The organism is Thauera sp. (genome assembly GCF_034003485.1).
In the GTDB taxonomy this organism is placed as follows: domain Bacteria; phylum Pseudomonadota; class Gammaproteobacteria; order Burkholderiales; family Rhodocyclaceae; genus Thauera.
Map to the genome: position 1 here is coordinate 23610 of NZ_JAVEYL010000007.1, position 12125 is coordinate 35734.

Below are 12125 nucleotides of genomic sequence, written 5' to 3' on the forward strand. Positions count from 1 at the left end.
ACGATGGAAAAACCCCTCGGCATCTCCGGCCGCATCGCGGCCGGCTTTCAGCGCAACGCGATCACGCCCTTGCTGGCCCTGGTTCTGCTTCTGGCCGGCATCTTCGCCACGCTGATCACGCCCAAGGAAGAAGAGCCCCAGATCGACGTCACCATGGCCAACGTGCTGGTGCCGTTCCCGGGCGCGTCGGCGCGCGACGTCGAATCCCTCGTGGCGCGCCCGGCCGAGCAGGTGCTCTCGCGCATCGCCGGCGTCGAGCACGTCTACACGGTGTCGCGCCCCGGCATGGCGGTCATCACCGTGCAGTTCGAGGTCGGCGTGCCCAACCAGACCGCGCTGGTGCGGCTCTACGACACGGTGGATTCGCACGCCGACTGGCTGTCGCCGCAGCTCGGCGTCGGCACGCCGCTGATCAAGCCCAAGGGCATCGACGACGTGCCCATCGTCAGCTTCACCTTCTGGACCGCCGACCCCGAGCGCGCCGCGTTCTCGCTGCAGCAGGTCGCGCGCGCGACCGAGACCGAGCTCAAGCGCATCCCCGGCACCCGCGATGTCGCCACCATCGGCGGCCCCGGCCATGTGATCCGGGTGGACATGGACACCGAGCGCATGAACGCGCACGGCATCACCGCCCAGGACCTGCGCGGTGCGCTGCAGCTCGCCAACGCCTCGCAGCCGGCGGGTAGCCTGGTGTCCGGCAACCGCGAGGTGCTGGTGCAGACGGGCACCTACCTCGAATCCGCCGAGGACGTGCGCAACCTGGTGGTGGGCGTGCAGGACCGCAAGCCGGTCTTCCTGCGCGACGTCGCCGAGGTGGTCGATGGCCCCGACCAGCCCTCGCAGTACGTCTGGTTCGGCACCGGCGCCGCCGCCGAGGCGCGCGGCATCGACCAGCAAGGACTCTTCCCCGCTGTCACCCTGGCGCTGTCGAAGAAACCCGGCGCCAACGCCGCAGATGTCGCCCAGGCGGCGATGCAGCGCCTGGAGAACCTGCGCGGCAGCGTCATCCCGGAAGGCGTGGAGGTCACCGTCACCCGCGACTACGGCAAGACCGCCAACGACAAGGCCACGCAGCTCATCGGCAAGCTCGCCTTCGCCACCGCGGCGGTGGTGGCGCTGGTGTTCTTCGCGCTCGGCTGGCGCGAGGCCGTCATCGTCGGCATCGCGGTCACGCTCACGCTCGCGGCGACGCTGTTCGCGTCCTGGGCCTGGGGCTTCACGCTCAACCGGGTGTCGCTGTTCGCGCTCATCTTCTCGATCGGCATCCTGGTCGACGACGCCATCGTGGTGGTCGAGAACATCCACCGCTGGCACACGCTCGAGCCCGACACGCCCCTGTGGAAGCTGATCCCCAAGGCCGTGGACGAGGTCGGCGGCCCCACCATCCTCGCCACCTTCACCGTGATCGCGGCGCTCTTGCCGATGGCCTTCGTCACCGGCTTGATGGGGCCCTACATGAGCCCGATCCCGATCAACGCCTCGATGGGCATGTTCATCTCGCTGGTGGTGGCTTTCGTGGTCACGCCCTGGCTGGCGCAGAAGCTCTTGAAGCGCGTCGATGCCCACCATCACGAGGGCGAGGACAAGATGACGCGGCGGCTCGACGGCCTCTTCCGCCGGGTGATGACGCCGATGTTCGACGCCCGCCGCGGCGGGCGCAACCGGCTCGCGCTGTGGGTCGTGGTGTTTGCGCTCATCGGCGCCTCGGTGGCGCTGCCGGTGGTGCAGCTCGTGGTCATGAAGATGCTGCCCTTCGACAACAAGAGCGAATTCCAGGTCGTGCTCGACATGCCGGTGGGCACGCCGGTGGAAGACACCGCACGCGTCCTGAACGAGATCGGCGCCCATCTGGCCACCGTGCCCGAGGTCACCGACTGGCAGTCCTACGCCGGCAGCGCGGCGCCGATCAACTTCAACGGCCTTGTGCGCCAGTACTACCTGCGCAGCGCGCCCGAGCAGGGCGACATTCAGGTCAACCTGGTCGACAAGACCGCGCGCGACCGCCAGAGCCACGAGATCGCAGTGTCGGTGCGCGACGCCGTCACCGAAATCGCGCTGCGTAACGGCGGCAACGTCAAGGTCGTCGAGGTGCCGCCCGGCCCGCCGGTGCTGTCGCCGATCGTCGCCGAGATCTACGGCCCCGACTACGACGGCCAGGTGGCGGTGGCGAAGCAGGTGCGCGCCGCCTTCGAGGACACGGCCGACATCGTCGGCGTGGACGACACGGTGGACGAGGACGCGCCCAAGCTGGTGCTGCGCGTAGACCAGGCCAAGGCGGCGCGCATGGGCGTGGCCCAGGCCGACATCGTGGAGGTGGTGCGCCTTGGGTTGAGCGGCGAGAACGTCACCCCGGTGCATGGCGGCGACAACAAGTACGAGATCCCGGTGCGCATCCAGCTTCCGGCGGTGCGCCAGTCCGAACTGGGCAACCTGCTCACCATGCAGGTGCGCGCGCGCGGCGGCGACAGCGCCGGCCAGCTCATCAACATCTCGGAAGTGGTGCAGGTCGCCGAGACCCGGCGCGAGCAGATCCTGTATCGCAAGGACTTGCTGCCGGTGGTGTACGTGACCGGTGACATGGGTGGCCAGCTCGACTCGCCGCTGTACGGCATGTTCGACATCCGCTCACGCGTCAACGGCATGGCGCTCGAAGGCGCGCCGGGGCTGGCCGGTACGCTCGGCGAGTGGTTCATCACCCAGCCCGACGACCCCTACTCGGGTTATCAGTTGAAGTGGGACGGCGAGTGGCAGATCACCTACGAGACCTTCCGCGACATGGGCGCCGCCTACGCCGTGGGCCTGGTGCTGATCTACCTGCTGGTGGTGGCGCAGTTCAAGAGCTATCTGGTGCCGCTGATCATCATGGCGCCGATCCCGTTCACCATCGTCGGCGTGATGCCCGGCCACGCGCTGTTCGGCGCGCAATTCACCGCGACCTCGATGATCGGCATGATCGCGCTCGCCGGCATCATCGTGCGCAACTCCATCCTGCTGGTGGACTTCGTCAATCAGCAGGTGCGCGGCGAGGATGGCAAGCCGGGCATGGAGTTCGGCGAGGCGCTGATCCGCGCCGCAGCGGTGCGCGCCAAGCCGATCGGGCTCACCGCGCTGGCGGCGATGATCGGCGCGGTGTTCATCCTCGACGACCCGATCTTCAACGGGCTGGCCATCAGCCTGATCTTCGGCATCTTCGTGTCCACCGTGCTCACCCTGGTGGTGATCCCGGTGCTCTACTACGCGGCCATGCGTGGCCGCATCGCAAGCCTGCAAAACCCCGAGGAGAATCCCGCATGACCACCAATGAATACGTCCGCGCCTTCGCCGGTGCCTTCGTCCTGATTTCGCTCGCGCTCGGCGTCGAGGCCTCGCCGCTGTTCGTCAGCAAGCACTTCCTGTGGGTGACCGGCTTTGTCGGCCTGAACCTGTTCCAGAGCGCCTTCACCGGGCTGTGTCCGCTGGTGAACATCCTGCACAAGCTCGGCGTCAAGGACGGCCCGGCGAGCTGCGGGTGAGCGTTCAGCCGCGGCGCAGCAGCATCCAGCCGGCAAAGAGCACGGTCGCGGTGAAGCTCACCAGCGACCAGTTGGCGATCGACAGGCCGAGGAAGGTCCACTCGATCACGGTGCAGTCGCCCGCGCCGCGGAAGATCATCGGTAGCACCTGCGCGAGCGGGAAGCTCTCGAGCATGAACTCCAGCCCCGGACCGCACTCCGGGATCAGCGGCGGGTCGATCTGCATCCAGCTCTGGCGCGCGGCGATGGTGCCGCCGGTCAGCGCCGCGGCGCCGATCAGCACGGCATAGACGCGCTCGCCGCTGCGACCCGGGCCGTGGATGGCCGCGATCAAGCCGATCAGCGCGGCGGTGGCGAAGGCGTAGCGCTGCATGATGCACATCGGGCAGGGCTCCAGGCCCAGCCCATGCTGCAGGTAGAGGCCAAAGCTCAGCAAGCCGGCCGCGACCAGGAACAGGGCGAGGTAAAGCACCCGTGCGGGCAAGTGAAGGATCTTCAGAAGCAGGGTCATCGTGATTCAGTTTCCGGAATAGGGCGCCATTGTATGTCGCGCGAGGCCCCGACGCTCCGTAGGACCGTGTTTCCCGCGCGGCCGTTCAAGTCGCGAACGCCGCCTGCAGCATGTCCAGAAACGCCCGCGTCTTTGCCGGCATCAGCTTGCGCCCCGGAAACACCGCCCACGCGGTGATCGACGGCGGACACCATTCGGGCAGCACGCGCTGCAACTCGCCGCGGCGCACGTAGGGGCTGGCGAAGTAGTCCGGCACAGCGGTGATGCCGGCGCCCGCACGCGCGAAACGGATCAGCAGCTCGGGCGAGTTGGCGGTGATCGAGCCGGGCGGCACGCCCTCCCAGCGCTTGTCGCCGCGCAACAAGGTCCAGCCGATCGGCTCGCCGGTGCGCGCCAGCAGGCGCAGCGCGCGGTGGCGGTGCAGGTCTTCCGGCCCCGACGGCTCGCCGTGTTCCGCGACATAGTCGGGCGAGGCGTACAGCCCCCACGGAAACTCCGCCAGCCGGCGCGCGACGAGCAAGGTGTCGTCGGGCAGGGCGCCCATGCGGATCGCGACATCGAAATTCTCGCCGAGCAGATCCACCCGGCGCGGCGACAGGTCCAATTCGAGTGTCACCGCCGGATGCAGCGCCGAGAATGCGGCCAGCATGTCGGTCAGCAGCAGGTTGGCGAAATCGTTCGGCATCGACACGCGTAGCCGCCCGCTTGGCCGCGCCTGGCGACTTTCGGCGAGCGCCGCAACCGCTTCCACTTCGGTGTCCACCTGGCGCGCATGTTCGAGCAGGGCGCTGCCGAACTCGGTGATGCTGAGCCGGCGCGTGGTGCGCAGCAGCAGGCGCTCGCCGAGTCGTTCCTCGAGCTGCGACAGGCGACGCGACACGGTTGATTTCGGCAGCCCGAGCCGCTCTGCCGCCGCGGTGAAGCTGCCTTCGTCGATGACGCGGGCGAAGATCAGCAGGTCGTTGGGGTCTATTTGTTCCATAAGGGGAACAATAATGTCCATTTAAGGGGGTTAGTGCAATGAGATGCATCGAATAGACTCTGTCTCACTTGATCCCCCAACCGATGAGGTCCCGAACATGAAGATCCTGCAAATCAATGGCAGCGCCCGTTCCGAAGCCGGCAACTCCACCCGTATCGCCAATGACATCGTCGCCCGCCTGCAGGCCGCCAACCCTGGCGCGACCCTGGTACAGCGCGACCTGGCCCGCGACCCAGCGCCGGTGATCGACGAGGCGGCACTCGGTGCCCTGTTCACGCCCGCCGAGCAGCGCACGTCCGAGCAGACCGCCCGCGTGGCCGCCAGCGACGCGCTGGTCGCCGAAGTGCAGGCCGCCGACGTGCTGGTGATTGGCGTGCCGATGTACAACTTCGGCATCTCCACCCAGTTGAAGAACTGGATCGACGCGATCGCTCGCGCCGGCGTCACCTTCCGCTACACCGAGAACGGCCCCGAGGGTCTGGTGAAGGGCAAGAAGGTCTTCGTCGCCTTCGCCCGCGGCGGTCGTTATCGTGGCACCGCGGCCGACACGCAGACGCCCTACCTGCAGACAGTGCTCGGCTTCCTCGGCATGACCGACATCCACTTCGCCTACGCCGAAGGCCTGAACATGGGCGAGGACGCGGTCAAGCAGGGCTTCGCCGAAGCCGAGGCCGACATCGAGGCCGCGCTGGGCTGATCGCTCGTCCCAGGCCGTGCTGGCAGTGCATGACGAGGGCGGGACCACCCGCTCCGCACCCCAACCCCAAGGAGAATGCAGATGAGCACCGTCACCCAGCCGCAAGTTCCTTCGGCAAGCGTCAGCCGTCCCCGCCACGTCGAGCGCCTCGTCACCGGCGTGCCGACCTCGGACGGCGCGGGCGTCAAGCTCACCCGCGTGCTCACCCAGCAACTGCAGCGCCGGCTCGATCCCTTCCTGATGCTCGACGCCTTCGGCAGCGACAAGCCGGACGACTACATCGCCGGCTTTCCCGACCACCCGCACCGCGGCTTCGAGACCGTCACCTACATGATCGCGGGCCGCATGCTGCACCGTGACAGCGCCGGCCACGAAGGCCTGCTCGAGAACGGCGGCGTGCAGTGGATGACGGCGGGTCGCGGCGTGATCCACTCCGAGATCCCGCAGCAGGAAGAAGGCGTCATGGAAGGCTTCCAGCTCTGGCTCAACCTGCCGGCCAGGGACAAGATGAGCGCGCCCTGGTATCGCGATTTTGCGGCGACCGAGCTGCCGCGCTTCACTACTGATGCGGGCGTAGACGCGATCGTGATCGCCGGCGAAAGCCACGGTGTCACTGGCGCCGTCACGCGCGAGACCACCGCGCCGCTCTACATCGACCTGCACCTGCCCGCGGGCGCAAGGTTTTCGCAGCCGCTGCCGGCCGGGCACAACGCCTTCGTCTACGTCTATCGCGGCGCGCTGCAGCTGGGCGCCGAGACGGTGCCGGTGCGCAACATGGCGGTCCTGGCCAACGACGCGGACAGCGACGGCGTGACGATCGAAGCCACCACCGACACCCGCGCGCTGCTGATTGCCGGCCGCCCGCTCGGCGAGCCGATCGCGCAGTACGGCCCCTTCGTCATGAACACCGAGCAGGAGATCTACCAGGCGGTGGCCGACTACCGCGCCGGGCGACTGGCAGCCTGATTCAGGCGGGGCTCACGGACGCCGACCGTGGGAGCGGGCTTGCCCGCGAATCGGGCTACCCAGCCTGGAGTCGACTCACGCCGCGAGCGCCCGCAGCGCTGCCACCTGCTTCAGGATCGCCCCCGGCACGGGCGCCTTGCCCGCCAGCATCGCGCGGATCAGCGTGGCGTTTTCCGCCACCGAGGGCGCGTCGGGCAGCCCGGCGAGCGGCGGGGCGCCGCCTTCCTCGCCCGCCACGCCGACCGACGCAGCGCCATCCACATACACCTTCATCTCCGGGCAGCGCCGCGGGTTGGCGTAGATCTCGCCCTCGGTGCCGCGCATCAGCATCGCGCGCCCGCCGTCGGCGCGCAGGAAGTCATCCATGCGCTCGAGGTACTCGGGGTGGGTCACCGCCACCACGCGCACGCTGCGTCCGCGGCAGGGGTCGATGAGTTTGGCCATGGTGTGGCCGCTGGCGCGTACGCCCATGCGCAGACGCAGCGCGAGCAGGGGGTCGAGCCCGGGCAGCAGCTTGTCCACACCGACGCAGGCGATGTGCCGCTGCGCGAGCTGCGCTGAAGCCACTGCCGCGTCCGCCGCCGGCTGCAGATCCAGCGCCGCCAGCAGCTCGAACGGGCTCACCCGCGTCTCGAAATCGTGCCGCCCCTGGATGAGCACAGGCACGCCCTCGCGTGCGAGCAGCAGCGCCACCAGGGGCATCAGGTTGGCCTGGCGGCGCGCGCCGTTGTACGTCGGCAGCACCACGCAGCGCGGGCCCTCGGGCACCGCCAGCTGCGCGGTGCGCGCGTCCATCGCCTGCTTGAAGCCGAGCAGCTCGGGCAGCGCCTCGCTCTTGATGCGAAAGGCGATCAGGATCGCGCCGAGCTCGAGCTCGGGCACCGCGCCGTCCAGGATGTCACCGAAGAGCGCCGCCGCAGCGGCCGTGTCCAGGTCGCGGGCGCCCTTGGCGCCCCGCCCGATTTCCTTGATGATTGCGCCGTATTTCATGGCGGCGATTATGGCGGGCTTGCCCCCGAATGCCAAACACCCGCCCACGCTTCCCCACCCTGGAGGACTTCACTCAATGGACGTCGGATTCATCGGACTTGGCCTCATGGGCCGGCCCATGGCCCTCAACCTCATCAAGGCCGGCCATCGCGTGCACGCCTGGAGCCGCCGGCGCGAATCGATGCAGCCGCTGCTCGATGCCGGTGCGGGCGATTGCGCCAGCGCGGCGGAGGTCGCGCGCCATGCATCGATCACGATCAGCATGGTGGCCGACGCGCCCGACGTCGAGCAGGTCACCCTCGGCGCGGATGGCGTCGCCGACGGCGCCAGCCCCGGTCACATCCACATCGACATGAGCACCATCGCCCCGGCCGCGGCGCAGTCCATCGCCGCCCGCCTGGCCGAGCGCGGCGTCGTCGCGCTCGATGCGCCGGTGTCGGGCGGCGAGCCGGGTGCCATCGCCGGCACGCTCACCATCATGGTCGGCGGCGAGCTCGAGGCCTGCGCGCGCGTGCAGCCGCTCTTCGAGGCCATGGGCAAGTCCATCACCCGCATCGGCGAAGCGGGCGCCGGCCAGGTCGCCAAGGCCTGCAACCAGATCATCACCGGGGTCGGCGTCGCGTCGGTCGCCGAGGCGCTCAATTTCGCCGCCAGGAGCGGCGTCGATGGCGCGAAGGTGCGCGAGGCCCTGCTCGGCGGCTTCGCGTATTCGCGCATTCTCGAGAACCACGGCCAGCGCATGCTCGAGCGCAACTTCAAGCCCGGCTTCAAGGCCTGGATGCACCAGAAGGATGTGCGCATCGTCATGGACGAGGCTCACCGCCTCGGCCTGGCGCTGCCGACGGCCGCGGCCACCATGCAGCTTTTCAACGCCATGGCCGGCAGCGGCCTCGGCGAGGACGACTCCGTTGCCCTGCTCAAGCTCATCGAGCGCATGAGCGGTGGCGCGGGCGAATGAACGGGGCAGGGGAGAAGCATATGAAGATCGGATTCATCGGCCTGGGCGTGATGGGCGAACCCATGGCCCGCCACCTGCGCGCCGCCGGCCACGACCTGGCGGTGTGGGCGCGCCGCCCCGAGTCGGCTGCGGCGCTGGTCGCCGAGGGCGTGCCGCTGTGCGCGACGCCTGCCGAGCTGGCCGCGCGCAGCGAGGTCGTCATCACCATCGTCACCGCCAGCGCCGACGTCGAAGGCCTCGCCTTTGGCCCCGAAGGCCTGGCCGCAGGCTTTGCGGCCGGCCGCATCCACGTCGACATGAGCACGATCGCCCCAGCGACCGCGCGTTCGCTCGCCGCACGCTACGCCGAGCGCGGCATCGGCTGGGTCGATGCGCCGGTGTCCGGCGGCGGCCAGGGCGCGCGCGACGCCACGCTGGCGATCATGGCCGGCGCCGAGGACGAGACGCTCGCCCGCGTGCGTCCGCTGTTCGAGGTGCTCGGCAAGCGCATCGTGCACATCGGCCCACCCGGCGCCGGCCAGGTCGCCAAGGCCTGCAACCAGATGATCATGGTGTCGACGATCCAGGCCTGCGCCGAGGCGGTGAGCCTGGCCAGCGCCCACGGCGTCGACGTCGCCGCGGTGCGCCAGGCCCTGATGGGCGGCTCGGCGGGCTCCAAGGTGCTCGAGGTGATGGGCGCAAAGATGGTCGAGCGCGACTTCACCGCCGGCATCGAGGCGCGGCTGCACCACAAGGACTTTGCCATCCTGATGGACGAGGCCGCCAAGCTCGGCGCGCCGCTGCCGGTGGCCGCGCAGGTGTGGCAGCAGCTCAATGCGCTGATGGGCGCGGGCTGGGGGCGGGAGGATACGTCCAGCTTGTTGCGGGTGCTGGAGCGGTAGGTTGTTCGCGGGCAAGCCCGCTCCCACAGACAGTTGCACCCACGAGGTGTAGCGGTCCGGACTTCCGTGGGCGACGTGGGGGCCTCCGTGGGAGCGGGCTTGCCCGCGAATGCAGGGCTTGGTCTTGCTTACGCCCTGTTCAGATCCACACCGCATCCTAGTGAGGATAAGCCCTCACCGAGCTCACCAGGCCTGCGCGTACCGGATTCGACACCACATAGCGGGCGATTCCTACCAGATCCTCTTCGGCCCTCACCGCATGGTCGTGAAAGGCTGCTTGCCAGACTTGGCGCCCCGGGGCTGCGTCGAGCCGGTTGAGTGCGATGGCGGTACGCGACTTCATGGTGCGCATGGTCGAAGCGAGATCACCTTCGAGCAGCACAAACAGCCAATGCACATGATCGGGCATCGCGACGTACGCGAGCGTCTTGACGACGCCGGCCTGGTCTGCCTCCTGCATCGTCCGGATCAGGGTGCGGGCATGGGTAAAGTCGTTGAAAAGTGCACGCCTCTCCGCACAGGTCGTGGTAATCAGGTATGCGCGGCTGATCTCAGCCACGCGACCGCGGCGCAGGGCGGCGGAGTGATAACGAGGCATGCTCTCGACCTGGTGATAGAGGTCGAGAGAGTATGCATAATCAATTAAACGGGCAAGTGGGTGAGGGCCATGCAGGCGATGGGGTGAGGCCCGAGGGGCAGGGACTCCCGTGGGAGCGAGCTTGCCCGCGAATGTCTCGAGACCGAACGCTGCCTTCGCGGGCAAGCCCGCTCCCACGGAGGACAGGCGTGCGCTCCCCGATACCTCAGGCCCGTGGCTTGCCGTACCACTTGAAGCGTTCGATCACCTCCGCCATCTCGGCGTCCGACAGCAGCACCGGGGCGCCCAGTTGCAGCGTGCGCCAGTACTGCTCGCACAGGGTCTCGAACTCGATCGCCAGCGCCAGCGCGTGGGTGAGGTCGCGGCCGTAGACCACCATGCCGTGGTTGGCGAGCAGGCAGGCGTTGCGCGCCTGCAGCGCGGCGACGGTGGCGTCCGACAGGGCCTGGGTGCCGAAGGTGGCGTAGCGCGCGCAGCGCACGGTGGTGCCGCCGAAGCGCGCGATCATGTAGTGGAAGGGCGGGATCTCGATGCGCTGGCAGGCGAGCGCGGTGGCGAAGGGCGAATGTGCGTGCAGCACGGCGCCTGCCGCGGGAAAGGCGGCGTAGATGTCGTGGTGCAGCTTCCACTCCGACGAGGGCGCGAGCGGGCCGGGGTAGCGGCCGTCGGCTTCGACCTCCACCATGTCCTGCGGCGTGCAGCGCTCGGCGGGCATGCCGCTCGGGGAGATCAGCATGCGCACGCTGCGGGACTCGCTTCTACCGGACGACCGTTGCTCGAGCGGCTCGACGTGCGCGTCTGCGACTGCCTCCGGCAGCCGCGCGCTCGCATTGCCCGCCGTCCCCACGTTGAGGCCCGCGTCCGACATCGCGCGTAGCGTGGCGAGCAGCTCGGCGCGCAGCGGATCCGGCGCCTGCCAGCCGGCTTCCTCGTGGATGCAGATGCCCGGGGTGTCGCTCATCGTTCGTGCTCCGGATAAAGGCGCGCCAGCTCGCCGGCGGGCGCGATGCCGCGCTCGGTGATGATGCCGCGGATCAGCGCCGCCGGGGTGACGTCGAAGGCGGGGTTGGCGGCGCGGGTGTCGGTGGGGGCGAGGGCAAGCTCTGCGATGTCGCCGGCCGGCGTCAAGCCGCGCACGTGGCAGACCTCGGCGGCGCCGCGGTCCTCGATCGGGATGGCGGCGCCGTCCGCGCAGGCGAAGTCCAGCGTGGAGTGCGGCGCGGCGATGTAGAAGGGCACGCCGGCGGCCTGCGCGGCGAGCGCCTTCAGCCAGGTGCCGACCTTGTTCGCGGTGTCGCCGTTGGCGGCGATGCGGTCGGCGCCGGTGACCACCATATCCACCTCGCCACGCATCAGCAGCAGGCCGGCGGCGTTGTCGGCGATCAGCGTGTGGGGCACGCCGGCGGCGCGCAGTTCCCATGCGGTGAGCAGGCCCTGGTTGCGCGGCCGGGTCTCGCTGACGAAGACCTCCACCGCGATGCCTTCGGCCTGCGCGGCGTAGATCGGCGCGAGCGCGGTGCCAGCGCCACAGGTGGCGAGCCAGCCGGCGTTGCAGTGGGTCATCAGCCGCACCGGGCCGGGGCGGCGCGCGGCGAGGTCGCGGATCAGCGCCAGGCCGTGGCGGCCGATGGCGTCGCAGGTTGCGGCGTCGTCGGCGCGGATGGCATCGGCCTCGGCCCAGGCGGCCTCCAGGCGTTGGGCGGGCGGCAGCGGGCGCAGCGCGGCCTCCATACGGGCGAGCGCCCAGTGCAGGTTGACCGCGGTCGGGCGGGTGGCGCCGAGCACCTGCAGCGCGCGTTCGAGGGCGTCGTCGTCGCCACCTTCGTGGCGCAGCGCCAGCGCCACGCCAAAGGCCGCGGTGGCGCCGATCAGCGGCGCGCCGCGTACCTGCATGCTGCGGATGGCGTGCGCGGCGTCGGCCAGCGTGCACAGCACCACGGTTTCGGTGCGAAAGGGCAGCGCGGTCTGGTCGAGGACGCGGGCGGTGTCGCCGACGCGCTGCAGGGTGGGGCGGGGTTGCTTGAACATCG

The 12125-nt window shown here is 69.5% G+C and carries 12 protein-coding genes; 6 read left to right on the plus strand and 6 right to left on the minus strand.

Features of this window, described 5'->3' with window-relative positions:
- Nucleotides 1–3: 3 nt before the first annotated feature.
- Both RBT54_RS05260 and RBT54_RS05265 read left to right on the plus strand, forming a co-directional pair.
- Entirely contained in the window at nt 4–3294 is a 3291-nt protein-coding gene (locus RBT54_RS05260) for an efflux RND transporter permease subunit (RefSeq protein ID WP_320364846.1), read from the plus strand.
- On the plus strand, nt 3291–3512 hold the full coding sequence (locus RBT54_RS05265; protein WP_004367771.1) for a DUF2892 domain-containing protein: 222 nt from the start codon (nt 3291–3293) through the stop codon (nt 3510–3512). The genes RBT54_RS05260 and RBT54_RS05265 overlap by 4 nt, the downstream gene beginning before the upstream one ends.
- Before the next feature lie 4 nt (nt 3513–3516).
- Here RBT54_RS05265 and RBT54_RS05270 read toward each other — a convergent pair whose 3' ends face one another.
- Together RBT54_RS05270 and RBT54_RS05275 are read right to left on the minus strand one after the other, a co-directional pair.
- Entirely contained in the window at nt 3517–4023 is a 507-nt protein-coding gene (locus RBT54_RS05270) for a disulfide bond formation protein B (protein WP_320364850.1), read from the minus strand.
- 85 nt (nt 4024–4108) lie between these two features.
- Nucleotides 4109–5005: a LysR family transcriptional regulator gene (locus tag RBT54_RS05275; protein WP_320364852.1), complete on the minus strand. Its 897-nt coding sequence runs from the start codon at nt 5003–5005 to the stop codon at nt 4109–4111.
- 97 nt (nt 5006–5102) lie between these two features.
- On the opposite strand from RBT54_RS05275, the gene RBT54_RS05280 reads away from it, so the two are divergent.
- Nucleotides 5103–5702: an FMN-dependent NADH-azoreductase gene (locus tag RBT54_RS05280; protein ID WP_320364854.1), complete on the plus strand. Its 600-nt coding sequence runs from the start codon at nt 5103–5105 to the stop codon at nt 5700–5702.
- A gap of 81 nt (nt 5703–5783) precedes the next feature.
- Complete coding sequence (locus RBT54_RS05285; RefSeq protein WP_320364856.1) at nt 5784–6668, plus strand: pirin family protein; 885 nt, start codon at nt 5784–5786, stop codon at nt 6666–6668.
- A gap of 75 nt (nt 6669–6743) precedes the next feature.
- Here RBT54_RS05285 and ybiB read toward each other — a convergent pair whose 3' ends face one another.
- On the minus strand, nt 6744–7658 hold the full coding sequence (ybiB, locus tag RBT54_RS05290; protein ID WP_320364858.1) for a DNA-binding protein YbiB: 915 nt from the start codon (nt 7656–7658) through the stop codon (nt 6744–6746).
- A 76-nt stretch (nt 7659–7734) separates the two neighbouring features.
- On the opposite strand from ybiB, the gene RBT54_RS05295 reads away from it, so the two are divergent.
- Nucleotides 7735–8616, plus strand: coding sequence for an NAD(P)-dependent oxidoreductase (locus tag RBT54_RS05295; RefSeq protein WP_320364860.1), 882 nt, complete (start codon nt 7735–7737; stop codon nt 8614–8616).
- 20 nt (nt 8617–8636) lie between these two features.
- Nucleotides 8637–9497 (plus strand): NAD(P)-dependent oxidoreductase, encoded by an 861-nt coding sequence (locus RBT54_RS05300; protein ID WP_320364862.1) that lies wholly within the window; start codon nt 8637–8639, stop codon nt 9495–9497.
- Between the two features lie 157 nt (nt 9498–9654).
- Here RBT54_RS05300 and RBT54_RS05305 read toward each other — a convergent pair whose 3' ends face one another.
- From RBT54_RS05305 to mtnA, 3 genes are all read right to left on the minus strand, one after another.
- A complete protein-coding gene (locus RBT54_RS05305; protein ID WP_320364864.1) occupies nt 9655–10095 on the minus strand; it encodes an REP-associated tyrosine transposase in 441 nt (146 codons plus the stop codon).
- 205 nt (nt 10096–10300) lie between these two features.
- Nucleotides 10301–11056, minus strand: coding sequence for a class II aldolase/adducin family protein (locus tag RBT54_RS05310; RefSeq protein WP_320364866.1), 756 nt, complete (start codon nt 11054–11056; stop codon nt 10301–10303).
- Entirely contained in the window at nt 11053–12123 is a 1071-nt protein-coding gene (gene mtnA / locus RBT54_RS05315) for an S-methyl-5-thioribose-1-phosphate isomerase (RefSeq protein WP_320364867.1), read from the minus strand. The genes RBT54_RS05310 and mtnA overlap by 4 nt, the downstream gene beginning before the upstream one ends.
- Nucleotides 12124–12125: the final 2 nt, after the last annotated feature.

Bases quoted from the DNA above. Each gene is read 5' to 3' on its own strand.
- RBT54_RS05260 (WP_320364846.1), top strand. From the start codon at position 4: ATGGAAAAACCCCTCGGCATCTCCGGCCGCATCGCGGCCGGCTTTCAG.
- RBT54_RS05265 (WP_004367771.1), top strand. From the start codon at position 3,291: ATGACCACCAATGAATACGTCCGCGCCTTCGCCGGTGCCTTCGTCCTG.
- RBT54_RS05270 (WP_320364850.1), bottom strand. From the start codon at position 4,023: ATGACCCTGCTTCTGAAGATCCTTCACTTGCCCGCACGGGTGCTTTAC.
- RBT54_RS05275 (WP_320364852.1), bottom strand. From the start codon at position 5,005: ATGGAACAAATAGACCCCAACGACCTGCTGATCTTCGCCCGCGTCATC.
- RBT54_RS05280 (WP_320364854.1), top strand. From the start codon at position 5,103: ATGAAGATCCTGCAAATCAATGGCAGCGCCCGTTCCGAAGCCGGCAAC.
- RBT54_RS05285 (WP_320364856.1), top strand. From the start codon at position 5,784: ATGAGCACCGTCACCCAGCCGCAAGTTCCTTCGGCAAGCGTCAGCCGT.
- ybiB (WP_320364858.1), bottom strand. From the start codon at position 7,658: ATGAAATACGGCGCAATCATCAAGGAAATCGGGCGGGGCGCCAAGGGC.
- RBT54_RS05295 (WP_320364860.1), top strand. From the start codon at position 7,735: ATGGACGTCGGATTCATCGGACTTGGCCTCATGGGCCGGCCCATGGCC.
- RBT54_RS05300 (WP_320364862.1), top strand. From the start codon at position 8,637: ATGAAGATCGGATTCATCGGCCTGGGCGTGATGGGCGAACCCATGGCC.
- RBT54_RS05305 (WP_320364864.1), bottom strand. From the start codon at position 10,095: ATGCCTCGTTATCACTCCGCCGCCCTGCGCCGCGGTCGCGTGGCTGAG.
- RBT54_RS05310 (WP_320364866.1), bottom strand. From the start codon at position 11,056: ATGAGCGACACCCCGGGCATCTGCATCCACGAGGAAGCCGGCTGGCAG.
- mtnA (WP_320364867.1), bottom strand. From the start codon at position 12,123: ATGTTCAAGCAACCCCGCCCCACCCTGCAGCGCGTCGGCGACACCGCC.